Origin of the sequence: Pseudomonas sp. SWI44 (assembly GCF_002947915.1) — a bacterium.
GTDB classification, from domain to species: domain Bacteria; phylum Pseudomonadota; class Gammaproteobacteria; order Pseudomonadales; family Pseudomonadaceae; genus Aquipseudomonas; species Aquipseudomonas taiwanensis.
The window spans coordinates 3242587-3267059 of sequence record NZ_CP026674.1; the positions used below are offsets into that span (position 1 = coordinate 3242587).

Genomic DNA, 24473 nt, shown 5'->3' on the forward strand with positions numbered 1-24473 from the left:
TCTACAGGGCCTGGCCGGGCAATGCGCCCAGCCAGGCCTGTGTTGCCTCAACCAGCGATCAGTTGGGCGGCTGCCTGGCGGTGGTCGGCGATGAGGCCCTGGATGTCCAGGCCCTCGATCTGGCCGTCGATGACGCGCCACTGGCCGCCGACCATGACCCGGTCGGCACGGTCGGCGCCGCAGAGCAGCAGCGCCGAGAGCGGGTCGTGGCTGCCTGAGAAGCGCAGCTCATCGAGTTTGAACAGGGCCAGGTCGGCCTGTCTGCCGGGGGCCAGCTCACCGATATCCTGGCGGCCCAGCAGGCGTGCGGAGCCCTGGGTGGCCCAGCCGAGGGCGCGTTCGGGGGTGATCTGTTCGGCACCGTAGCGCAGGCGCTGCAGGTAAAGCGCCTGGCGAGCTTCCAGGATCATGTTCGAGGCATCGTTGGACGCCGATCCGTCCACGCCCAGGCCCACCGGAGCACCGGAGGTCTCGAGCTCCACGGTCGGACAGATGCCCGATGCCAGGCGCATGTTCGAGCTGGGGCAGTGGCAGATACCGGTGCCTGCAGCGCCCAGGCGGGCCATTTCATCGCCGTTGAAATGAATACCATGGGCCAGCCAGGTGCGCGGACCGAGCCAGCCGACGCTGTCCAGGTAGTCGACGGTACGCAGGCCAAAGCGCTGCAGGCAGAAGTCTTCTTCGTCGAGGGTCTCGGCCAGGTGCGTGTGCAGGCGCACGTCCAGCTCTTCGGCAAGGGTTGCGCTGGCACGCATGATTTCCGGGGTGACCGAGAACGGCGAGCAAGGCGCCAGGGCGATCTGGATCTGCGCGCCATCACCGCGCTCGTGGTAGCTGTGGATAAGCCGTTGGCTATCGGCCAGGATCACTTCACCTTGTTGCACCGTCTGCTGAGGCGGCAGGCCCCCGTCGGCTTCGCCCAGGCTCATTGAGCCTCGGGTCAGCATGGCGCGCATGCCCAGCTTACGCACGGCCTCGACCTGCACGTCGATGGCGTTGTCCAGGCCTTGGGGGAACAGGTAGTGATGGTCGGCGGCGGTGGTGCAACCGGACAGCAGCAACTCTGCCAATGCTACCTGGCTTGCCAGTTCCAGCTTGGCCGGTGTCAAGCGTGCCCAGACCGGGTAAAGGGTCTTCAGCCAGGGGAACAATGGTTGGTTCACCACTGGCGCCCAGGCCCGGGTGAGGGTTTGGTAGAAGTGGTGGTGGGTATTGATCAGGCCGGGCAGCACGACGTGCTCGCGGGCGTCGAAAACCTGCTCGCAAGGTTGGCTGGGGCTTTCACCAAGGGCCAGGAGTTCGAGGATACGGCCGTCTTCGATCACCAGTCCGCCGCGGGCGTCGAGGGTGTTGGCGGTGAAGATGGCAAGGGGGGATTTCAACCAGATACGGGTCGCAGGCATGGTGCCGGCTCCTCTGAAAGTGGGTTCAGGTTAGCCAGCTCAGTGTTGCCCTGTCTGCTGATCCAGGTCCGCCGCGTGGGCGAGGCTCCGAGTCTACTGCCTCGCCTCGCGGCTTTCAATTCACCAGGTCAGGCTCTCGCCTTTGTAGTTGATGAAGCGCAGACCGGCATTGCCACGTTGAGCTTCGATTTGCTCGACCATGCCACGGGTGCTGGTCAGCACGTCGATTTCGGCGTTTTCGCCACCCATGTCGGTTTTTACCCAGCCCGGATGCATGGCCAGTACGCAAAGATCGGGACGCTGCGCCTCGACCACCAGGAAGCTGTTGATCATCGAATTCAGCGCAGCCTTGCTGGCCTTGTACAAGCACAGTTCGCTGCCATCGGGAATGGTCACGCTGCCCAGGATCGAACTCATGAAGGCCAGTACACCGCTCCCTTCGCGCACTTGGCCAACCAAACGGCGGGCGACACGGATGGGCGCAACGGCATTGGTCATGAACAGGTCGCCAACATCGGCTGCCTGCACGCCGTCCACATCCTGGGGCAGAGGCCCCATGACGCCCGCATTGACGAATACAAGATCGAACACCTCACCCTGAAGGCTTTGCTTGAGCGCATCGAGCTGGGTGGTGTCGTTCATCTCCAGTTGTTCGATGCGTACGCCGGGCACCTGGCGCAGTGTGTCGGCCTTCTGCGGATCACGCACCGTTGCGATGACCTTCCAGCCCTTTTCGTGCAGACGCTGTACCAGGCCTAGGCCCAGTCCACGCGAAGCGCCAATGACAAGGGCGGTTTTTTGAAGGGACATTGGGGACTCCTTGAGCGTTGGAGGAGAGGGATATTGAGCATAATTCAGCCGGGCAGAAGCTGCCCGATCTGAATTTGGTTAAAAAATGACCACCTTTGCCAGGCCGTGTGCCGCCGGGCACTGCACTCATTGGCTAACGGGTTATCCACAGGCTGCTCCACAGTTAATGTGTGCAACCGATCGGGGTATGATTCGAGACCGGTGGCAAAGTGCTGGGGATAAGTCTTGACCCTTCAGACGTTTGCAGCTGTCATCAAACGGTGATCAAAATATGATCAAAGCGCTGGAGCCCTTTGATAACGGGCGCTGCCGGGGAGTGCTCATAGCTTATCCACAGGCAGGCCCACAGTTGTTGTGAGCAAGCTTCAGCCGATTTCCAGAATGATCCGGCCGCGGCTCAGGTCTGCCAGTTGCTGCTGCAAGGTGGGTATGTGTGCCTGGCCTGCGGCGATGCGCAGGTCGACTCCATTGGCGGTGAACTGTTCGTCCAGCACCAGCCCATCCACTTCGGCCAGGCGCAGTTTCACCAAGGCCAGCTCGCTGAAGGTGCAACTGCAGGTGTATTCACTGCGTTGGACCAACAACCTTTTCGGCGCTTGTTGCAAGCATTTGTTGGCACCTCCGCCGTAGGCCCGGGCTAGGCCGCCTGTGCCGAGCTGGATACCGCCGTACCACCGAATGACCAGCACCACCACTTGGTCGCAGTCCTGCGCCTCGATGGCCGCCAGGATCGGCCGCCCGGCCGTGCCGCCAGGTTCGCCGTCGTCGCTGCTGCGGTATTGCGCGCCCAGTTTCCAGGCCCAGCAGTTGTGGGTGGCGGCCAGGTCGCTGTGGCGTTCGATGAAACTCATCGCCTCGGCGGGGCTAGAGATGGGGCCGGCGAGGGTGATGAAGCGGCTCTTGCGGATTTCCTCGCGAAACTCGCAGAGGTCAAGCAGGGTAGAAGGCATAAGTGGCTATGAGGCGCTCGGCGTGATGCCGCAGCCCTTGAGAATGATGTGGATAAGGTTGTTGCTGGCGTCTTCCATGTCTTGCTTGGTCAGGCGGCTGCGGCCGGTGACCTGGCAGATCTGTGTGGCGAAGTCGGCATAGTGCTGGGTGCTGCCCCACAGCAGGAAGATCAGGTGTACCGGATCGACCGGGTCCATCTTGCCGGCGTCGATCCAGGCCTGGAACACCGCGGCCCGGCCTCGGAACCACTCACGGTAGTCGGCGCTGAAATACTCGGTGAGGCAAGTACCGCCGCTGATCACTTCCATGGCGAAGATTCTCGACGCTTGTGGGTTGCGCCGGGAGAACTCCATCTTGGTGCGGATGTACTGGCTCAGCGCCACAGCCGGGTCGTCATCGACGCTGAGGGCGTTGAAGGTGCTGTCCCACAACTCGATGATGTTGCTGAGCACCGCGATATAAAGGCCAAGCTTGTTGGTGAAGTAATAATGCAGGTTAGCCTTGGGCAGCCCGGCTTTCAGCGCGATGGTATTCATGCTGGTGCCTTTGAAACCATGGCGCGCGAATTCGTCTTCGGCTGCCTGGATGATGGCCTGTTCGTTTTTCTGGCGGATGCGGCCAGCGGGCTTGCCTGAGGCAGAGAGGCGATGCGCAGGGACTTCAAGGGTCATGGACGATTCCGTACGGGTCAGTGGCTGCGGCTGTCGGACAAGATTACCTTCCTGCGCCGAACTGACAAGCGTTAGCGTCAGAGACAGGCATCAGCGCGTCGCTGCCAGGCTTTCGAGGAAGCTTTCCAGTACCAGATTCGGCCGGCGTCCCTTGCGGGTCACCCAGCTCAGGCTCAGGTCATAGAAGCGTTGGCCGGGTTTCAGCGCGCGCAGTCGGCCCTGCTGGACCCAGAAGCTGGCGTAGTGGTCGGGCAGGTAGCCGATGTAGCGTCCGGTCAGGATCAGAAAGGCCATGCCTTCGCGATCCGATGCACTAGCGGTGCAGTGCAGGGCCTGATAGTGAGCCTGGATGTCGCTTGGCAGGCGGAACGTAGGGGCGATAGCTTCCTGGCTGTTGAGGCGTGCGTCGTCGATTTGCTGGTCATCGGCGTAGAACAGTGGGTGCCCCACCGCGCAATAAAGCAGCGAACGCTCGCTGTACAGGGGTTCGTATTCCAATCCTGAAAGAGGGCTGGTCTGCGGTACCACGCCGACATGCAGGCTGCCGTCGAGCACACCCTGCTCGACCTGGCTGGGGGCGATCATACGGATGTTGATGCGCACGTCGGGGCCCCGGTCCTTCAGTTCTGCCAGGGCGTGGGTGATGCGCATGTGCGGCAGGGTCACCAGGTTGTCGGTCAGGCCGATGTTCAGCTCGCCACGCAGGTGCTGGTGCAACCCGTTGACCTCGGTACGAAAGGTCTCCAGGGCGCTGAGCAACTGCAGCGCCGAGTGATACACCTCGCGTCCCTCCTCGGTAAGCGAGAAGCCGGCGCGTCCGCGCTGGCACAGGCGCAAGCCCAGGCGTTGCTCCAGATCGTTCATCTGCTGGCTGATGGCCGAGCGCCCGATGCCCAAGACGTTCTCGGCGGCAGAGAAACCACCGCACTCGACTACGCTGCGGTAGATCTTCAGCAGACGAATGTCGAAATCGCTGACTTGTGCGAGAGGGTCGGGACGTCGGCTCATAAGTTTAGTCTTGTTCAATCTGAAGATTAGAAATGTTGGCTTTTTCAGACTTTATCGCCGTGCCAACTTAGCTGCAACAACATCCATCGTTGCCTAATCGTCTCTCGAGGAACCGCCGATGAACATGCCGGAAACCGCCCCTGCAGGAATGGCCAGCCAGCTCAAGCTGGATGCGCACTGGATGCCTTACACCGCCAACCGCAACTTCCAGCGCGACCCGCGTCTGATCGTGGCTGCATCGGGCAACTACCTGACCGATGACAAGGGCCGCAAGATTTTCGACGCCCTGTCGGGCCTGTGGACCTGCGGCGCCGGTCACACGCGTCAGGAAATCACCGAGGCGGTCGCACGTCAGCTCGGCACCCTGGATTACTCCCCCGCGTTTCAGTTCGGGCACCCGCTGTCGTTCCAGTTGGCTGAGAAAATCGCCGAGCTGACCCCGGGCGACCTGAACCATGTCTTCTATACCAACTCCGGTTCCGAGTGCTGCGACACCGCGCTGAAGATGGTACGTGCCTACTGGCGCCTGAAGGGCCAGGCCACCAAGACCAAGATCATCGGCCGCGCCCGTGGCTACCATGGTGTGAACATCGCTGGCACCAGCCTCGGTGGCGTCAACGGCAACCGCAAGATGTTCGGCCAGCTGCTGGACGTCGACCACCTGCCTCACACCGTGCTGCCGGCCAACGCCTTCTCCAAGGGCTTGCCGGAGGAGGGCGGAATCGCCCTGGCCGACGAGATGCTCAAGCTGATCGAACTGCACGATGCCTCGAACATCGCCGCAGTCATCGTCGAGCCCCTGGCCGGTTCGGCTGGCGTGTTGCCGCCACCGAAGGGGTATCTCAAGCGTCTGCGCGAAATCTGCACCCAGCACAACATCCTGCTGATCTTCGACGAAGTGATCACCGGCTTCGGCCGCATGGGCGCCATGACCGGCTCCGAGGCCTTCGGCGTGACCCCTGACCTGATGTGCATCGCCAAGCAGGTCACCAATGGTGCCATCCCGATGGGCGCGGTGATCGCCAGCAGCGAGATCTACCAGACCTTCATGAACCAGCCGACCCCGGAATACGCCGTGGAATTCCCACACGGCTACACCTACTCGGCTCATCCAGTGGCCTGTGCCGCCGGTATCGCCGCGCTCGACTTGCTGCAGAAGGAAAACCTGGTGCAATCGGCTGCCGAGCTGGCGCCGCACTTCGAGAAGCTGCTGCATGGCGTCAAGGGCACCAAGAATATCGTCGATATCCGCAACTACGGCCTGGCTGGCGCGATCCAGATCGCTGCCCGTGATGGCGATGCCATCGTCCGTCCGTACGAGGCGGCGATGAAACTGTGGAAAGCCGGCTTCTATGTGCGCTTCGGGGGCGACACCCTGCAGTTCGGGCCAACCTTCAACACCAAGCCGCAGGAGCTGGACAGCCTGTTCGATGCGGTAGGCGAAGCCCTGAACCAGATCGACTGACCTTTCCGACTTTGACGTAGGGCGCGTGCTCAGCACGCGCCTGGCTCAACCCTCTTTATCTGGAGTTATGCATGAGCATTGTTCAGCACCTGATCCACGGCGAGCTGGTTACTAAAGGCGAGCGCACTGCCGATGTGTTCAACCCGTCCACTGGCCAGGCAGTTCGAAAGGTCGAGCTGGCCAGTCGTGCAACCGTTCAGCAAGCCATCGATTCGGCCAAGGCTGCCTTCCCGGCCTGGCGCAACACCCCGCCTGCCAAGCGTGCTCAGGTCATGTTCCGCTTCAAGCAGTTGCTGGAGCAGAACGAAGCCAAGATCTCGCAGATGATCAGCGAAGAGCACGGCAAGACCCTGGAAGACGCCGCTGGTGAACTGAAGCGCGGTATCGAGAACGTGGAGTTCGCTTGTGCTGCCCCTGAAGTGTTGAAAGGCGAGTACAGCCGCAACGTTGGCCCGAATATCGATGCCTGGTCCGACTTCCAGCCGCTGGGTGTGGTTGCCGGTATCACCCCATTCAACTTCCCGGCCATGGTTCCGCTGTGGATGTATCCATTGGCCATCGCTTGCGGTAACGCATTCATCCTCAAGCCCTCCGAGCGCGACCCGAGTTCCACGCTGTTCATTGCCCAGTTGCTGCTTGAGGCCGGTTTGCCAAAAGGCATCCTCAACGTGGTCCACGGTGACAAGGAAGCCGTGGATGCGCTGATCGAGGCGCCTGAGGTCAAGGCGCTGAGCTTCGTGGGTTCGACCCCGATCGCCGAGTACATCTACGCTGAAGGCACCAAGCGCGGCAAGCGTGTGCAGGCGCTGGGCGGAGCCAAGAACCATGCGGTACTGATGCCGGATGCCGACCTGGACAACGCGGTCAGTGCACTTATGGGCGCGGCGTATGGTTCGTGCGGCGAGCGTTGCATGGCGATTTCGGTCGCGGTCTGCGTGGGTGACCAGGTGGCCGATGCGCTGATTGCCAAACTGGAGCCGCAGATCAAGGCACTGAAGATTGGTGCCGGCACTGCTTGCGGTCTGGACATGGGCCCGCTGGTAACCGCTGCGGCTCGCGACAAGGTGGTCGGTTATATCGACGACGGCGTTGCCGCTGGTGCCAAACTGGTGGTCGATGGCCGTGGCTACCGCGTATCGGGCAATGAGGATGGTTACTTCGTAGGTGGCACGCTGTTCGACAACGTGACGCCAGAGATGCGCATCTATAAAGAAGAGATCTTCGGCCCGGTGTTGTGCGTCGTGCGCGTGAACAGCCTGGAGCAGGCCATGCAGCTGATCAATGATCACGAGTATGGCAACGGCACCTGCATCTTCACCCGTGACGGCGAAGCTGCACGCCTGTTCTGCGACGAGATCGAAGTGGGCATGGTCGGCGTCAACGTCCCGCTGCCGGTGCCGGTGGCTTACCACAGCTTCGGCGGCTGGAAGCGTTCGCTGTTCGGCGACCTGCACGCCTATGGTCCGGATGGCGTGCGCTTCTATACCCGTCGCAAGGCGATCACCCAGCGTTGGCCGCAGCGTGCGAGCCACGAGGCTTCGCAGTTCGCGTTCCCAAGCCTGTAAGGGTTGCGATAGCAGCGGGGGAGGCCGAAAGGCCTCCCCCGCTTTGTTTCCAGTGGCGTCCTTGCAGACCAACCGGGTAGGCGAGAGCCTTGCTCGCGATGCGCCGCGCGGGCGGCGCTCGATCTACAAACCGCTGAATGCATCGCGGCGGGCACCTGGCGGCCTCGATACGGTCCGTGTTTGCCATCATTTCAATTTAAATGAACATTAACGGTTGACGGCCTCTCGAATCCCCTTATAATGCGCCCCACTTCCGACGCAGTCGAAACGAAAAACTCCTTGTTAATCAACAAGTTGAGCGTTTAGAAAGCAATCGGAAGCGCTGAAAGAGGTGGTTGACAGCGTTTTAAAACGCTGTATTATTCGCCTCCCGCTACGAGAGATCGCAGCGAGTCAAGTGTTTGAAGCTAAACGAGTTTCTCGCAAAAAACTTCAAAATAAACGCTTGACAGCAAATGAGGAAAGCGTAGAATGCGCGCCTCGGTTGAGACGAAACGCTCTTAGCCAAACGCTCTTTAACAAATCGAATCAAGCAATTCGTGTGGGTGCTTGTGAGTACGGACTGATAGTCACAAAGATTATCAGCATCACAAGTGGCCATGCGAGAAATCACATAGTCATTTGAGATTGCTGAGCCAAGTTTAGGGTTTCTTAAAAACCCAAGCAGTATTGAACTGAAGAGTTTGATCATGGCTCAGATTGAACGCTGGCGGCAGGCCTAACACATGCAAGTCGAGCGGATGACAGGAGCTTGCTCCTTGATTCAGCGGCGGACGGGTGAGTAATGCCTAGGAATCTGCCTGGTAGTGGGGGACAACGTTTCGAAAGGAACGCTAATACCGCATACGTCCTACGGGAGAAAGCAGGGGACCTTCGGGCCTTGCGCTATCAGATGAGCCTAGGTCGGATTAGCTAGTTGGTGAGGTAATGGCTCACCAAGGCGACGATCCGTAACTGGTCTGAGAGGATGATCAGTCACACTGGAACTGAGACACGGTCCAGACTCCTACGGGAGGCAGCAGTGGGGAATATTGGACAATGGGCGAAAGCCTGATCCAGCCATGCCGCGTGTGTGAAGAAGGTCTTCGGATTGTAAAGCACTTTAAGTTGGGAGGAAGGGCAGTAAGCTAATACCTTGCTGTTTTGACGTTACCGACAGAATAAGCACCGGCTAACTCTGTGCCAGCAGCCGCGGTAATACAGAGGGTGCAAGCGTTAATCGGAATTACTGGGCGTAAAGCGCGCGTAGGTGGTTCGTTAAGTTGGATGTGAAAGCCCCGGGCTCAACCTGGGAACTGCATCCAAAACTGGCGAGCTAGAGTACGGTAGAGGGTGGTGGAATTTCCTGTGTAGCGGTGAAATGCGTAGATATAGGAAGGAACACCAGTGGCGAAGGCGACCACCTGGACTGATACTGACACTGAGGTGCGAAAGCGTGGGGAGCAAACAGGATTAGATACCCTGGTAGTCCACGCCGTAAACGATGTCAACTAGCCGTTGGAATCCTTGAGATTTTAGTGGCGCAGCTAACGCATTAAGTTGACCGCCTGGGGAGTACGGCCGCAAGGTTAAAACTCAAATGAATTGACGGGGGCCCGCACAAGCGGTGGAGCATGTGGTTTAATTCGAAGCAACGCGAAGAACCTTACCAGGCCTTGACATGCAGAGAACTTTCCAGAGATGGATTGGTGCCTTCGGGAACTCTGACACAGGTGCTGCATGGCTGTCGTCAGCTCGTGTCGTGAGATGTTGGGTTAAGTCCCGTAACGAGCGCAACCCTTGTCCTTAGTTACCAGCACGTTATGGTGGGCACTCTAAGGAGACTGCCGGTGACAAACCGGAGGAAGGTGGGGATGACGTCAAGTCATCATGGCCCTTACGGCCTGGGCTACACACGTGCTACAATGGTCGGTACAGAGGGTTGCCAAGCCGCGAGGTGGAGCTAATCTCACAAAACCGATCGTAGTCCGGATCGCAGTCTGCAACTCGACTGCGTGAAGTCGGAATCGCTAGTAATCGCGAATCAGAATGTCGCGGTGAATACGTTCCCGGGCCTTGTACACACCGCCCGTCACACCATGGGAGTGGGTTGCACCAGAAGTAGCTAGTCTAACCTTCGGGAGGACGGTTACCACGGTGTGATTCATGACTGGGGTGAAGTCGTAACAAGGTAGCCGTAGGGGAACCTGCGGCTGGATCACCTCCTTAATCGACGACATCAGCCTGCTGATGAGCTCCCACACGAATTGCTTGATTCTTTGTATAAAGACGATGCTGTAACGCGACCCTGTTATAGGTCTGTAGCTCAGTTGGTTAGAGCGCACCCCTGATAAGGGTGAGGTCGGCAGTTCAAATCTGCCCAGACCTACCAATTACTTGGTGCGGCCTAGAACACACGGGGCCATAGCTCAGCTGGGAGAGCGCCTGCCTTGCACGCAGGAGGTCAGCGGTTCGATCCCGCTTGGCTCCACCACTCTTTCAGGTTGTACAGCTGCTCAGAACTTAGAAATGAGCATTCAGATCGAATGTTGATTTCTGACTTTTGTCAGATCGTTCTTTAAAAATTCGGATATGTGATAGATAGACTGACACGCACTTTCACTGGTGTGATGTCAGGCTAAGGTAAAATTTGTGAGTTCTGCTCTTAATTGAGCAACATGCGAATTTTCGGCGAATGTCGTCTTCACAGTATAACCAGATTGCTTGGGGTTATATGGTCAAGTGAAGAAGCGCATACGGTGGATGCCTTGGCAGTCAGAGGCGATGAAAGACGTGGTAGCCTGCGATAAGCTTTGGGGAGTCGGCAAACAGACTGTGATCCAGAGATCTCTGAATGGGGGAACCCAGCCAGCATAAGCTGGTTATCTTGTACTGAATACATAGGTGCAAGAGGCGAACCAGGGGAACTGAAACATCTAAGTACCCTGAGGAAAAGAAATCAACCGAGATTCCCTTAGTAGTGGCGAGCGAACGGGGACCAGCCCTTAAGTTGATTTGAGATTAGTGGAACGCTCTGGAAAGTGCGGCCATAGTGGGTGATAGCCCCGTACACGAAAATCTCTTATCAATGAAATCGAGTAGGACGGAGCACGAGAAACTTTGTCTGAACATGGGGGGACCATCCTCCAAGGCTAAATACTACTGACTGACCGATAGTGAACCAGTACCGTGAGGGAAAGGCGAAAAGAACCCCGGAGAGGGGAGTGAAATAGAACCTGAAACCGTATGCGTACAAGCAGTGGGAGCCTACTTTGTTAGGTGACTGCGTACCTTTTGTATAATGGGTCAGCGACTTATATTCAGTGGCGAGCTTAACCGAATAGGGGAGGCGTAGCGAAAGCGAGTCTTAATAGGGCGTTTAGTCGCTGGGTATAGACCCGAAACCGGGCGATCTATCCATGGGCAGGTTGAAGGTTAGGTAACACTGACTGGAGGACCGAACCGACTACCGTTGAAAAGTTAGCGGATGACCTGTGGATCGGAGTGAAAGGCTAATCAAGCTCGGAGATAGCTGGTTCTCCTCGAAAGCTATTTAGGTAGCGCCTCATGTATCACTCCAGGGGGTAGAGCACTGTTTCGGCTAGGGGGTCATCCCGACTTACCAAACCGATGCAAACTCCGAATACCTGGAAGTGCCGAGCATGGGAGACACACGGCGGGTGCTAACGTCCGTCGTGAAAAGGGAAACAACCCAGACCGTCAGCTAAGGTCCCAAAGTCATGGTTAAGTGGGAAACGATGTGGGAAGGCTTAGACAGCTAGGAGGTTGGCTTAGAAGCAGCCATCCTTTAAAGAAAGCGTAATAGCTCACTAGTCGAGTCGGCCTGCGCGGAAGATGTAACGGGGCTCAAACCATGCACCGAAGCTACGGGTGTCATCTTTGATGACGCGGTAGAGGAGCGTTCTGTAAGCCTGTGAAGGTGAGTTGAGAAGCTTGCTGGAGGTATCAGAAGTGCGAATGCTGACATGAGTAACGACAATGGGAGTGAAAAACTCCCACGCCGAAAGACCAAGGTTTCCTGCGCAACGTTAATCGACGCAGGGTTAGTCGGTCCCTAAGGCGAGGCTGAAAAGCGTAGTCGATGGAAAACAGGTTAATATTCCTGTACTTCCAGTTATTGCGATGGAGGGACGGAGAAGGCTAGGCCAGCTTGGCGTTGGTTGTCCAAGTTTAAGGTGGTAGGCTGAGATCTTAGGCAAATCCGGGATCTCAAGGCCGAGAGCTGATGACGAGTTGCCTTTAGGCGACGAAGTGGTTGATGCCATGCTTCCAAGAAAAGCTCCTAAGCTTCAGATAACTGGGAACCGTACCCCAAACCGACACAGGTGGTCGGGTAGAGAATACCAAGGCGCTTGAGAGAACTCGGGTGAAGGAACTAGGCAAAATGGCACCGTAACTTCGGGAGAAGGTGCGCCGACGAGGGTGAAGGACTTGCTCCGTAAGCCCATGTCGGTCGAAGATACCAGGCCGCTGCGACTGTTTATTAAAAACACAGCACTCTGCAAACACGAAAGTGGACGTATAGGGTGTGACGCCTGCCCGGTGCCGGAAGGTTAATTGATGGGGTTAGCGCAAGCGAAGCTCTTGATCGAAGCCCCGGTAAACGGCGGCCGTAACTATAACGGTCCTAAGGTAGCGAAATTCCTTGTCGGGTAAGTTCCGACCTGCACGAATGGCGTAACGATGGCGGCGCTGTCTCCACCCGAGACTCAGTGAAATTGAAATCGCTGTGAAGATGCAGTGTATCCGCGGCTAGACGGAAAGACCCCGTGAACCTTTACTATAGCTTTGCACTGGACTTTGAATTTGCTTGTGTAGGATAGGTGGGAGGCTTTGAAGTGGGGACGCCAGTTCTCATGGAGCCATTCTTGAAATACCACCCTGGCAACTTTGAGGTTCTAACTCAGGTCCGTTATCCGGATCGAGGACAGTGTATGGTGGGTAGTTTGACTGGGGCGGTCTCCTCCCAAAGAGTAACGGAGGAGTACGAAGGTGCGCTCAGACCGGTCGGAAATCGGTCGCAGAGTATAAAGGCAAAAGCGCGCTTGACTGCGAGACAAACACGTCGAGCAGGTACGAAAGTAGGTCTTAGTGATCCGGTGGTTCTGTATGGAAGGGCCATCGCTCAACGGATAAAAGGTACTCCGGGGATAACAGGCTGATACCGCCCAAGAGTTCATATCGACGGCGGTGTTTGGCACCTCGATGTCGGCTCATCACATCCTGGGGCTGAAGCCGGTCCCAAGGGTATGGCTGTTCGCCATTTAAAGTGGTACGCGAGCTGGGTTTAGAACGTCGTGAGACAGTTCGGTCCCTATCTGCCGTGGACGTTTGAGATTTGAGAGGGGCTGCTCCTAGTACGAGAGGACCGGAGTGGACGAACCTCTGGTGTTCCGGTTGTCACGCCAGTGGCATTGCCGGGTAGCTATGTTCGGAAGAGATAACCGCTGAAAGCATCTAAGCGGGAAACTTGCCTCAAGATGAGATCTCACTGGAACCTTGAGTTCCCTAAAGGGCCGTCGAAGACTACGACGTTGATAGGTTGGGTGTGTAAGCGCTGTGAGGCGTTGAGCTAACCAATACTAATTGCCCGTGAGGCTTGACCATATAACACCCAAGCAATTTGCCGACGCAGATTGCGGTGGTGAAGACGAAACGACCGAAAGTTCGCAAGACCACAAATTCACATATCCGAATTGGCCAAGAGTGTTTACACGACATTCTGGCAACAGAATTTCTTGACGACCATAGAGCATTGGAACCACCTGATCCCATCCCGAACTCAGCAGTGAAACGATGCATCGCCGATGGTAGTGTGGGGTTTCCCCATGTGAGAGTAGGTCATCGTCAAGATTCATTTCGCAAAACCCCTATCTGCGCGAGCAGGTAGGGGTTTTGTCTTTCTGGCGCAGCCGCGCCCGCGTGTCCCCCGCATTAGTCGCCTCCCACATTTGCAGCCAGATCACTAGAATAGAGCCGACGTACCCATTCAGAGCTCTGTATGCCCAACCCTTTAGAACCTGAAGCGCTAGATCGACTCCCCCTTAAAGAGCTCGTCGCCTGTCATGAATGCGACCTGTTGATGCGCAAGCCGGTACTGCAGCGAGACGAAAAGGCTCAGTGCCCGCGCTGTGGATATGAGCTGTACGCTCACCGTCACAACGTGGTCAACCGCAGCCTGGCCCTGGTGCTGACAGCTTTGTTGCTCTACGTGCCCGCCAACTTCCTGCCGATCATGCAGTTGCACCTGCTTGGGCAGACCTCCGATGACACCGTCTGGACAGGTGTGGTGGGTCTGTACAATTCGCAAATGCGGGGTGTGGCAGTGGTGGTCTTCCTCTGCAGCATGGCCATCCCTGCGGTGAAATTACTGTGTCAGTTGCTGGTGCTGTTGAGCATTCGCCTCGACGTAGGGCGCAGCTACGGTTTGCTGTTCTATCGCATTTATCATCATTTGCGAGATTGGGGCATGCTCGAGGTCTATTTCATGGGCGTGCTGGTGGCGATCGTCAAGCTCGTCGACCTGGCCGAGCTTACCGTAGGGCTTGGCCTGTTCTGCTTTATCAGTCTTTTGCTGATACAGGTCTGGCTGGAAGTGGTGATGTCTCCACACCAGATCTGGAGCGCACTTTCCGGGGAGGATCTCCATGCGGGCGATTGATGCAGGCATCCTGGTCTGTAATGAATGCCATGAGTTGAACCGCCAGGAGGCCGACAGTACTTCGCAGACCTGCACGCGGTGTGGTGCGGTCGTGCATGCGCGTCGGCCAAACAGTATCGTGCGCACTTGGGCGCTGCTGATCACTGCGTCGATCCTCTACATTCCGGCGAACATGCTGCCGATCATGACCGTCAGCACGCTTGGGCAGGGTAGCCCCGACACCATCATGTCCGGTGTCATCACCCTGCTGCAGCACGGCATGCTGCCAATCGCCGCCGTGGTGTTCATTGCCAGCATTTTGGTACCCACCTTCAAGTTGGTGGGTATCGGCCTGCTGCTGTACTCGGTGCAGCGTCACCAGCCCTTGTCAGCGCGACAAAGGATCCTGATGTACCGCTTCATCGAATTCATTGGGCGCTGGTCCATGCTCGATATCTTCGTCATTGCCATATTAGTGGCCGTGGTGAATTTCGGGCGTATCGCCAGTGTCGAAGCCAACTTGGGCGCCGTTGCATTTGCCAGTGTGGTGATCCTGACGATGCTCGCAGCTTTAACTTTTGATCCCCGACTGATCTGGGATAACACGGAGTCGGATGACGACCATGAGTGACGTGCCTACGGCTAGAACCCGACCAGCTTCGAACTGGTCGGCTATCTGGATTTTGCCGCTGATCGCCTTGCTGATCGGTGGCTGGTTGGCTTGGCAGGCCTATCGCGATGCGGGTGTTGAAATCGAAGTTCGATTCGAGAGCGGGGAAGGAATCGTCGCCAACAAGACCGAAGTCATCTACAAGGGCATGCCCGTCGGCAAGGTGAAGAGCCTGGTGCTCGATGCCAAGGGCGAGAACCAAGGTGTCATCGCCACCATTGAGATGAACAAGGCCGCCCAGCCTCATCTGAATAAAGGCACTCGCTTCTGGCTGGTCAAGCCCAGTGTCAGCCTGGCAGGTATTTCCGGCCTTGAGACACTGGTGTCCGGTAACTACATCGCGGTGAGCCCAGGCGAGGGTGAGCGCACCAAGCGCTTCACTGCGCTGAAGGTGGCGCCGCCGCTGTCGGACTCCGAGCCAGGCCTGCACCTTACCCTCAAAGCCGAACGGCTGGGTTCGCTCAACCGTGACAGCCCCGTGTTCTATAAGCAGATCCAGGTGGGTCGGGTAAAGAGCTACCGCTTGTCCGAGGATCAGGAAACCGTCGAGATCAAAGTGTTCATCGAACCGGCTTATGCCAGCCTGGTGCGAAAGCACACGCGGTTCTGGAATGCCAGTGGCATCAGCATCGACGCTGACCTGTCTGGCGTGAAGGTGCGCAGCGAGTCGCTGTCCAGTATCGTGGCCGGGGGGATTGCCTTCGCCACACCGGAATACCGCAAGGACAGCCCGCCCACCGATCCGAGCCTGCCATTCCGTCTGTACGAGGACTTCGATGCAGCCCAGGCGGGAATACGGATCAAGGTCAAGCTCACCGACTATGAAGGCTTGCAGGCCGGGCGCACGCCCGTGATGTACAAGGGGATCCAGGTCGGTTCGCTCAAGGCCCTGAAGATGGAAGACAACCTGGGCAGTGCCACGGCCGAGCTGACACTCGACCCGCTGGCCGAGGACTACCTGGTAGAAGGCACGCAGTTCTGGGTGGTCAAGCCGTCGATCTCCCTGGCTGGCATCACCGGCCTGGAAGCATTGGTCAAAGGTAACTACATCGCGATTCGTCCGGGCGAGAAGGGGGCCAAGCCTCTGCGCGAGTTCGAGGCCAGGCCCAAGGCGCCACCGCTCGACCTGAAATCCCCAGGCCTGCACATGGTGCTGTTCGCCGATACCTTGGGATCGCTCGAAATCGGCAGCCCGGTGATGTACCGCCAGGTCAAGGTCGGTAGCGTGCAGAGCTACCAGTTTGCCCGTAACAGCAATCGCATCCTGATTGGCGTGCATATCGAGCAGGAGTACCAGAACCTGGTAAACGGCTCGTCCCGATTCTGGAACGTCAGCGGTATCACGCTGACCGGAGGGCTGTCGGGCATCAAGATCAAAAGCGAGTCACTGCAGACGCTGATGGCCGGCGGTATCGCATTCGACACACCGGTTGCGAACGTGGCGCTCAAACGCCGGATTCCACGTTTCCGCCTGCATGAGAGCCAGGAGGCAGTGAATCGTGCCGGCACCTTGGTGACCATCCGTGTCACCCGGGCCGATGGCTTGAAGCCTGGTACCGCGATTCGCTTCCGTGGCCTGGATGTGGGCAGTGTCGAGAGTGTCGACCTGACTGCTGACCTGCAAGCAGTGCTGCTGCGTGCGCGCATTACCGAAGCAGCCGACCGCATTGCCCGTGTCGGTACTCAGTTCTGGGTGGTCAAGCCTTCACTTGGTCTCGTACGCACCGAGAACCTGGATACCCTGGTAGGTGGGCAATACCTGGAAGTGCTGCCGGCAGCCAAGGACAAGGGGCCGCAGCGTGATTTCATTGCACTGGCCGATGCCCCGGCGTTCACGGAGCCGGAAGTCGGCTTGCCCCTGACCCTGAGCGCGCCCCGCCGTGGGTCTATCAAGCCGGGCGTACCTGTCACCTACCGTGAAGTGGCGGTAGGCAAGGTCACCGGCTTCGAGCTTGGGCAGAATGCCGACCGGGTGCTGATCCATATCCTGATCGAGCCTCGCTACGCCGCCTTGGTACGCAGTGGCAGCCGATTCTGGAACAGCAGCGGCTTTGGCTTCGATTGGGGTCTGTTCAAAGGCGCCACGGTGCGGACCGAGTCGGTGGAGACGCTGATCGATGGCGGTATCGCCTTTGCGACACCGGATGGCGAACAGATGGGCACCCCAGCCCGGCCTCAGCAGACCTTTGCCTTGTTCGACAAGGCCGAGGATGAATGGCTGCAATGGGCGCCCAAGATCCAGATTGCCAAGTAAGGGGCATTTCTCAGGCGGGGCCGCGTGCGGCCCCCACTGATTGCCAGCGAACCGGCGATTGCGGAAGCACAAATCGCAGGCAATAAAAAACCGACCCTAGGGTCGGTTTTTCGACAAGCGCGTCGCTTAGGCAGCTGCAGCTTCTTTCAGCGCCTTGATGTGGCCATTCAGACGGCCTTTGTGGCGAGCAGCCTTGTTCTTGTGGATGATGCCCTTGTCGGCCATACGGTCGATTACAGGCACAGCCAGGATGTAGGCGGCTTGCGCTTTTTCGGCGTCTTTTGCGTCGATGGCTTTGACTACATTCTTGATGTAGGTGCGGACCATGGAACGCAGGCTGGCGTTGTGGCTGCGACGCTTCTCAGCCTGTTTTGCACGTTTCTTGGCGGAAGGTGTGTTGGCCACCGTCGAGCTCCTCGAAAGACTTTAGGTAAATAGCAAACAAAATAGGCCGCGAATCATGCCGATCAGTCGAGCGGATGTCAAGGCCACCTGCAGGGTTCCGCCGAGCGGTGCGCCAACAAGAGGGAAATATTCCTTTCTGCTGCGCGACCTGTAAACTCGGGAATTTTTGGCTCCCATGCGAAGGCGCGGGAGTATCGCACATTCGGACGCTGTCTGGCAGCGTCCTCTGCCCTTGGCGTGAAACTTTTCGATGAACCTGCTCAAATCCCTCGCCGCTGTCAGCTCCATCACCATGATTTCCAGGGTACTGGGCTTCGTTCGTGACACCATCCTGGCGCGTGTGTTTGGCGCTGGTGTCGCCACCGACGCCTTCTTCATCGCCTTCAAGCTGCCCAACCTGCTGCGACGCATTTTCGCCGAGGGCGCATTCTCGCAAGCCTTCGTGCCGATCCTGGCCGAGTACAAGACTCAACAGGGCGAGGAGGCGACCCGCACCTTCATCGCCTATGTCAGTGGCCTGCTGACCCTGGCCTTGGCGCTGGTCACCGCCGTCGGCATCCTCGCCGCGCCCTGGGTGGTGTGGGCAACCGCGCCCGGGTTCGTCGACAGCCCCGAGAAGTACCAGCTGACCACCGACCTGCTGCGCGTGACCTTTCCTTATATACTGTTGATCTCGTTGTCGTCCCTGGCCGGCGCGATCCTCAATACCTGGAACCGTTTCTCCGTCCCGGCGTTCACCCCGACCTTGCTGAACGTGGCGATGATCGCCTTCGCGTTGCTGCTGACGCCGTATTTCGACCCGCCCATCATGGCGCTGGCCTGGGGGGTACTGGCCGGCGGCCTGGCGCAACTCGTCTACCAGCTGCCGGCGCTGAAGAAGATCGGCATGCTCGTGCTGCCGCGCCTCAACCTGCGCGACACGGGCGTCTGGCGCGTGCTCAAGCAGATGCTGCCGGCCATCCTGGGGGTGTCGGTCAGCCAGATCTCGCTGATCATCAACACCATCTTCGCGTCCTTCCTGGTGGCCGGCTCGGTGTCGTGGATGTACTACGCCGACCGCCTCATGGAACTGCCGTCAGGCGTGCTGGGTGTCGCGTTGGGCACCATCCTGCTGCCGACCCTGGCCAAGACCTACGCCAACAAGGACCGCGAAGAGTATTCGCGCATTCTCGACTGGGGCCTGCGACTGTGCTTCCTGCTGGTGCTGCCCTGCACCCTGGCCCTGGCGATCCTGGCCGAGCCGCTGACCGTGGCACTGTTCCAGTACGGCAAGTTCAGCGCCTTCGATGCGGCCATGACCCAGCGTGCGCTCATCGCCTATTCCGTGGGCTTGCTGGCGATCATTCTGGTCAAGGTGCTAGCACCTGGCTTCTATGCGCAGCAGAATATCCGGACCCCGGTGAAGATCGCCATTTTCACCCTGGTCTGCACCCAGCTGTTCAACCTGGCGCTGATCGGCCCCCTCAAGCATGCCGGCCTGGCCCTGGCCATCAGCCTTGGCGCCTGCCTCAATGCCGGACTGCTGTTCTGGAAGCTGCGCAGCCAGCAATTGTTCCAGCCGCAGCCAGGCTGGGCCATGTTCCTGTTCAAGCTGGTGTTGGCGGTGACGCTGATGTCGGCGGTGTTGCTGGTGGGCATGCATTACCTGCCAGCCTGGGAGCTGGGCGGCATGCTCGAACGTTTCGTACGCCTGGGGGCATTGATCCTGGCGGGGGTGGTGACCTATTTCGGTTGCCTGTACCTGTGTGGTTTCCGGCCCCGGCATTTCGCCCGCAAGGCCCTGCATTGAAGCTGAAGGCGGGTCAGGCGTCGGTTTTTCGCATTCCACGCCACCCCTCGGCGCTGTTGCCTGTCACCAGCGCCCGGGTGTGGTTATAATCGGCCACTTTATGAGCAAGAAGCGCGTTATGCAGCTGGTTCGAGGTCTTCACAACCTGCGCCCCGAGCACCGGGGCTGTGTCGCCACCATTGGCAACTTCGACGGGGTTCACCGTGGCCACCAGGCAATCCTGGCGCGCCTGCGCGAGCGCGGCCAGGCCATGGGCCTGCCCACTTGCGTGGTGGTCTTCGAGCCTCAGCCTCGCGAATACTTCGCCCCGGACACCGCGCCCGCGCGCCTGGCACGCCTGCGCGACAAGGTCGAGCTGCTGGCTGGCGAAGGTATCGACCGCGTTCTATGCCTGTCTTTCAACCAACGTCTGAGCCAGCTCAGCGCCGAGGCCTTCGTCAAGGCGATCCTGGTCGATGGTCTTGGCGTGAAGCATCTGGAAGTGGGCGATGACTTCCGCTTCGGCTGCGACCGCGCCGGCGATTTCGCCTTCCTGGTTGAGGCAGGTCACCGCTACGGCTTCACCGTCGAGGCGGCCAACACCGTGATTCAGGACGGCCTGCGCGTCAGCAGCACCGAGGTGCGCAAGGCGTTGTCCGAGGCCAACTTCGAACTGGCCGAACACCTGCTGGGCCGCCCGTACAGCATCACCGGGCGGGTATTGCATGGCCAGAAGCTGGCGCGCCAGCTTGGCACCCCAACCGCCAACATCCAGCTCAAGCGCCGCCGCGTGCCGCTGTCCGGGGTCTACCTGGCCAGTATCGAGATCGACGGCAAGGCCTGGCCGGGCGTTGGCAACATTGGCGTGCGCCCCACCGTATCCGGTGACGGGCGCCCGCACCTCGAGATTCATCTGCTGGATTATGCCGGCGATCTGTATGGCCGGCGCCTGACGGTGGAATTCCACCACAAGCTGCGTGAAGAGCAGCGTTTCGCCTCCCTGGAGGCGCTGAAGTCGGCGATCGACGCGGACATCGCCGCCGCACGTGCACATTGGCACGCTCAACCGCTAACGAAGAGCCTGAAATGACCGACTACAAAGCCACGCTAAACCTTCCGGACACCGCCTTCCCGATGAAGGCCGGCCTGCCTCAGCGCGAACCGCAGATTCTGCAGCGCTGGGACAGCATTGGCCTGTACCAGAAGCTGCGCGAAATTGGCAAGGACCGTCCGAAGTTCGTCCTGCACGACGGCCCGCCCTATGCCAACGGCAAGATTCACATCGGTCATGCGCTGAACAAGATCCTCAAGGACATGATCGTCCGTTCCAAGACCCTGGCAGGCTTCGATGCGCCATACGTGCCGGGTTGGGACTGCCACGGTCTGCCGATCGAGCACAAGGTCGAGGTCACCCACGGCAAGCACCTGTCGGCCGACCGCACCCGCGAGCTGTGCCGAGAGTACGCCGCCGAGCAGATCGAAGGGCAGAAGACCGAGTTCATCCGCCTTGGCGTACTGGGTGACTGGGACAACCCCTACAAGACCATGAACTTCGCCAACGAGGCCGGTGAAATCCGCGCCCTGGCCGAAATGGTCAAGCAAGGTTTCGTGTTCAAGGGCCTCAAGCCGGTGAACTGGTGTTTCGATTGCGGTTCTGCACTTGCAGAAGCCGAGGTCGAGTACGCCGACAAGAAGTCCCAGACCATCGATGTGGCCTTCCCGGTTGCCGACGCCGACAAGCTGGCCGCCGCCTTCGGCCTGTCGGCGCTGGCCAAGCCCGCTGCCATCGTGATCTGGACCACCACCCCGTGGACCATCCCTGCCAACCAGGCGCTGAACATCCACCCGGAGTTCAAGTACGCCCTGGTCGATACCGGCGAGCGCCTGCTGGTGCTGGCCGAAGAATTGGTCGAGTCGTGCCTCAAGCGCTACAACCTGGAAGGCACGATGCTGGCTACCGCCCAGGGTTCGGCCCTGGAACTGATCAACTTCCGTCACCCGTTCTACGACCGCCTGTCGCCGATCTACCTGGCCGACTACGTCGAACTGGGCGCCGGTACCGGTGTGGTTCACTCCTCGCCAGCCTACGGTGAAGACGACTTCGTCACCTGCAAGCGCTACGGCATGGTCAACGACGACATCCTCACACCGGTGCAAAGCAACGGTGTGTATGTCGACTCGCTGGAATTCTTCGGCGGTCAGTTCATCTGGAAGGCCAACCCGGCCATCGTCGAGAAGCTGAGCGAAGTCGGTGCGCTGATGCACACCGAAACCATCAGCCACAGCTACATGCACTGCTGGCGCCACAAGACTCCGCTGATCTACCGCGCCACCGCGCAATGGTTCGTCGGCATGGACAAGCAGCCAACCACAGGCCAGCCGCTGCGCGAGCGCGCGCTCAAGGCCATCGAGGACACCAAGTTCGTCCCGGCCTGGGGCCAGGCGCGCCTGCACGCGATGATCGCCAACCGCCCGGACTGGTGCATCTCGCGTCAGCGCAACTGGGGCGTGCCGATTCCGTTCTTCCTGCACAAGCAGACCGGCGAGCTGCACCCACGTACCGTCGAGCTGATGGAAGAAGTGGCCAAGCGCGTCGAGAAAGAAGGCATCGAGGCGTGGTTCAAGCTGGACGCCGCCGAGCTGCTGGGTGAAGAAGTCGGCCAGTACGACAAGATCGCCGATACCCTGGACGTGTGGTTCGACTCGGGCACCACCCACTGGCACGTGCTGCGTGGCTCCCACGACATCGGTCATTCCACTGGCCCGCGCGCCGACCTTTACCTGGAAGGTTCCGACCAGCACCGCGGCTGGTTCCACTCGTCCTTGCTGACCGGTTGCGCCATCGACAACCACGCGCCGTACCGCGAGCTGCTGACCCACGGCTTCACCGTGGACGAGAACGGCCGCAAGATGTCCAAGTCGCTGGGCAACACCATCGAGCCGGAAAAGGTCAACAACACCCTGGGCGCCGACATCCTGCGCCTGTGGGTAGCCGCCACCGACTACTCCGGTGAAATGGCTGTTTCCGAGCAGATCCTGCAGCGCAGCGCTGATGCCTACCGCCGCATCCGCAACACCGCGCGCTTCCTGCTTTCCAACCTGTCCGGTTTCGACCCGGCCCGCGACCTGCTGGCCCCGGAAGACATGATCGCACTGGACCGTTGGGCGGTTGACCGCACCCTGCTGCTGCAGCGCGAGCTGGAAGAGAACTACAGCGAGTACCGCTTCTGGAACGTCTACTCCAAGGTTCACAACTTCTGCGTCCAGGAGCTGGGTGGTTTCTACCTCGACATCATCAAGGATCGCCAGTACACCACCGGCGCCAACAGTGTCGCCCGTCGTTCCTGCCAGACCGCGCTCTACCATATCAGCGAGGCGCTGGTGCGCTGGATCGCCCCGATCCTGGCCTTCACTGCCGACGAGATCTGGCAGTACCTGCCAGGCGAGCGTAACGAGTCGGTGATGCTCAATGGCTGGTACGAAGGCCTGAGCGAGCTGCCGGAAGGCACCGAGCTGGACCGCGCTTATTGGGATCGCGTCATGGCGGTCAAGGCAGCGGTCAACAAGGAGCTGGAGAACCAGCGTTCGGCCAAGGTCATCGGCGGCAACCTGCAGGCGGAAGTTACCCTGTACGCCGAGGACGCCCTCAGCGCCGACCTGGCCAAGCTGGGCGACGAGTTGCGCTTCGTGCTGATCACCTCGGCGGCCAGCGTCGTGCCGTTCGTCCAGGCACCGGCGGATGCCGTTGCAACCGAAGTCGAAGGCCTCAAGCTGAAAGTGGTCAAGTCCGGTCACGCCAAGTGCGGCCGTTGCTGGCATTTCCGCGCTGACGTCGGCAGCCACCCGGAGCATCCGGAAATCTGCGGCCGTTGCGTCGACAACCTGGGCGGTTCGGGTGAGGTGCGCCACTATGCCTAACCCTGCAGCGGGGCGCTTCGGGCGCCTTGCCTGGCTCTGGCTCAGCCTGGTGGTCCTGGTCCTTGACCAGGTCACCAAGGTGTACTTCGAAGGCAAGTTGAGCCTGTACCAACAGATCGTCGTCATTCCCGACTACTTCAGCTGGACCCTGGCCTACAACACCGGCGCAGCATTCAGCTTCCTGGCGGAAAGTTCGGGCTGGCAGCGCTGGCTGTTCGCCCTCATCGCCGTGGTGGTCAGTGCCGTGCTGGTAGTCTGGCTCAAGCGCCTGGGGCGCAGCGAGACCTGGCTGGCGGTGGCCCTGTCGCTGGTGCTTGGCGGTGCGCTGGGCAACCTGTACGACCGGATCGTGCTCGGCCATGTGGTCGACTTCATCCTGGTGCACTGGCAGAACCGTTACTATTTCCCGGCCTTCAACCTGGCCGACAGCGCCATTACCGTCGGTGCGGTGATGCTGGCGCTGGATATGTTCAAGAGCAAGAAGTCCGAGGAAGCTGTCCATGACTGAAACCCGTATCGGCCAGAACACCGAAGTGACCCTGCACTTCGCGCTGCACCTGGAAAACGGCGACACCGTCGACAGCACCTTCGACAAGGCCCCGGCGACCTTCAAGGTCGGTGATGGCAACCTGCTGCCTGGTTTTGAAAATGCGCTGTTCGGCTTCAAGGCCGGCGACAAGCGCACGGTCGTCGTGGCCCCGGAGAATGCCTTCGGCCAGCCCAACCCGCAGAACGTGCAGGTCATGCCGCGGTCTCAGTTCGAGGGCATGGAGTTGTCCGAAGGGCTGTTGGTCATCTTCAACGACGCCGCCAACACCGAGCTGCCGGGTGTGGTCAAAGCGTTCGATGACGACCAGGTGACCATCGACTTCAATCACCCACTGGCTGGCAAGACCCTTAACTTCGAGGTGGAAATCCTCGAGGTCAAGGCGCTTTGAGCCTGGA

At 59.4% G+C, this 24473-nt stretch carries 16 protein-coding genes, 2 tRNA genes and 3 rRNA genes; 15 read left to right on the forward strand and 6 right to left on the reverse strand.

The genetic code is table 11. The features are described 5' to 3' along the window. Positions 1-47 precede the first annotated feature (47 nt). The 5 genes from C4Q26_RS15325 to C4Q26_RS15345 form a co-directional block, all read right to left on the reverse strand. Positions 48-1403 (reverse strand): 8-oxoguanine deaminase, encoded by a 1356-nt coding sequence (locus C4Q26_RS15325; protein WP_027907510.1) that lies wholly within the window; start codon positions 1401-1403, stop codon positions 48-50. Positions 1404-1523: 120 nt separating this feature from the next. Continuing rightward, entirely contained in the window at positions 1524-2213 is a 690-nt protein-coding gene (locus C4Q26_RS15330; protein ID WP_023382480.1) for an SDR family oxidoreductase, read from the reverse strand. A gap of 365 nt (positions 2214-2578) precedes the next feature. After that, the gene (locus C4Q26_RS15335) at positions 2579-3163 is read right to left on the reverse strand and encodes a YigZ family protein (RefSeq protein ID WP_023382479.1); all 585 of its coding nucleotides are present in this window, start codon (positions 3161-3163) and stop codon (positions 2579-2581) included. Positions 3164-3169: 6 nt separating this feature from the next. Beyond that, entirely contained in the window at positions 3170-3835 is a 666-nt protein-coding gene (locus C4Q26_RS15340; RefSeq protein ID WP_023382478.1) for a TetR/AcrR family transcriptional regulator, read from the reverse strand. 90 nt (positions 3836-3925) lie between these two features. Next, complete coding sequence (locus tag C4Q26_RS15345) at positions 3926-4843, reverse strand: LysR family transcriptional regulator (RefSeq protein WP_023382477.1); 918 nt, start codon at positions 4841-4843, stop codon at positions 3926-3928. A gap of 118 nt (positions 4844-4961) precedes the next feature. Here C4Q26_RS15345 and C4Q26_RS15350 point away from each other — a divergent pair, with 118 nt between their 5' ends. From C4Q26_RS15350 to C4Q26_RS15395, 10 genes are all read left to right on the forward strand, one after another. After that, positions 4962-6308: an aspartate aminotransferase family protein gene (locus C4Q26_RS15350; RefSeq protein ID WP_023382476.1), complete on the forward strand. Its 1347-nt coding sequence runs from the start codon at positions 4962-4964 to the stop codon at positions 6306-6308. A 71-nt stretch (positions 6309-6379) separates the two neighbouring features. After that, the gene (locus tag C4Q26_RS15355) at positions 6380-7873 is read left to right on the forward strand and encodes a CoA-acylating methylmalonate-semialdehyde dehydrogenase (RefSeq protein ID WP_023382475.1); all 1494 of its coding nucleotides are present in this window, start codon (positions 6380-6382) and stop codon (positions 7871-7873) included. 671 nt (positions 7874-8544) lie between these two features. After that, positions 8545-10081: ribosomal RNA gene (locus C4Q26_RS15360) — 16S ribosomal RNA — on the forward strand. 86 nt (positions 10082-10167) lie between these two features. Then, positions 10168-10244 (forward strand) — tRNA-Ile (locus tag C4Q26_RS15365). A gap of 26 nt (positions 10245-10270) precedes the next feature. Beyond that, positions 10271-10346 (forward strand) — tRNA-Ala (locus tag C4Q26_RS15370). 242 nt (positions 10347-10588) lie between these two features. Continuing rightward, a 23S ribosomal RNA gene (locus C4Q26_RS15375) occupies positions 10589-13480 on the forward strand. 130 nt (positions 13481-13610) lie between these two features. Further along, positions 13611-13726: ribosomal RNA gene (rrf, locus tag C4Q26_RS15380) — 5S ribosomal RNA — on the forward strand. Together the 16S, 23S and 5S rRNA genes with 2 tRNA genes alongside form the textbook arrangement of a ribosomal RNA operon. A gap of 148 nt (positions 13727-13874) precedes the next feature. Then, positions 13875-14534: a paraquat-inducible protein A gene (locus tag C4Q26_RS15385; protein WP_027907754.1), complete on the forward strand. Its 660-nt coding sequence runs from the start codon at positions 13875-13877 to the stop codon at positions 14532-14534. Then, positions 14521-15144, forward strand: coding sequence for a paraquat-inducible protein A (locus C4Q26_RS15390; protein ID WP_023382473.1), 624 nt, complete (start codon positions 14521-14523; stop codon positions 15142-15144). Before C4Q26_RS15385 ends, C4Q26_RS15390 begins: the two co-directional genes overlap by 14 nt. Continuing rightward, on the forward strand, positions 15137-17437 hold the full coding sequence (locus C4Q26_RS15395) for a PqiB family protein (protein ID WP_023382472.1): 2301 nt from the start codon (positions 15137-15139) through the stop codon (positions 17435-17437). The genes C4Q26_RS15390 and C4Q26_RS15395 overlap by 8 nt, the downstream gene beginning before the upstream one ends. A 126-nt stretch (positions 17438-17563) precedes the next feature. On the opposite strand, the gene rpsT is transcribed toward C4Q26_RS15395, so the two are convergent. Further along, positions 17564-17842, reverse strand: a complete 279-nt coding sequence (gene rpsT, locus C4Q26_RS15400) for a 30S ribosomal protein S20 (protein WP_023382471.1) — start codon at positions 17840-17842, stop codon at positions 17564-17566. 250 nt (positions 17843-18092) lie between these two features. Between rpsT and murJ the strand changes: the two genes are divergently transcribed. From murJ to fkpB, 5 genes are all read left to right on the forward strand, one after another. Further along, positions 18093-19631, forward strand: coding sequence for a murein biosynthesis integral membrane protein MurJ (gene murJ, locus C4Q26_RS15405; RefSeq protein ID WP_104881225.1), 1539 nt, complete (start codon positions 18093-18095; stop codon positions 19629-19631). Positions 19632-19749: 118 nt separating this feature from the next. Further along, the gene (gene ribF / locus C4Q26_RS15410) at positions 19750-20700 is read left to right on the forward strand and encodes a bifunctional riboflavin kinase/FAD synthetase (protein ID WP_023382469.1); all 951 of its coding nucleotides are present in this window, start codon (positions 19750-19752) and stop codon (positions 20698-20700) included. Then, positions 20697-23528 carry an isoleucine--tRNA ligase gene (gene ileS, locus C4Q26_RS15415; protein WP_104883267.1) on the forward strand — a complete coding sequence of 944 codons (2832 nt, stop codon included), beginning with the start codon at positions 20697-20699 and terminating at the stop codon, positions 23526-23528. Before ribF ends, ileS begins: the two co-directional genes overlap by 4 nt. Continuing rightward, a complete protein-coding gene (gene lspA / locus C4Q26_RS15420; RefSeq protein ID WP_023382467.1) occupies positions 23521-24036 on the forward strand; it encodes a signal peptidase II in 516 nt (171 codons plus the stop codon). Before ileS ends, lspA begins: the two co-directional genes overlap by 8 nt. Continuing rightward, positions 24029-24466 (forward strand): FKBP-type peptidyl-prolyl cis-trans isomerase, encoded by a 438-nt coding sequence (gene fkpB, locus C4Q26_RS15425; protein WP_023382466.1) that lies wholly within the window; start codon positions 24029-24031, stop codon positions 24464-24466. The genes lspA and fkpB overlap by 8 nt, the downstream gene beginning before the upstream one ends. The last annotated feature ends 7 nt before the right edge of the window (positions 24467-24473 follow it).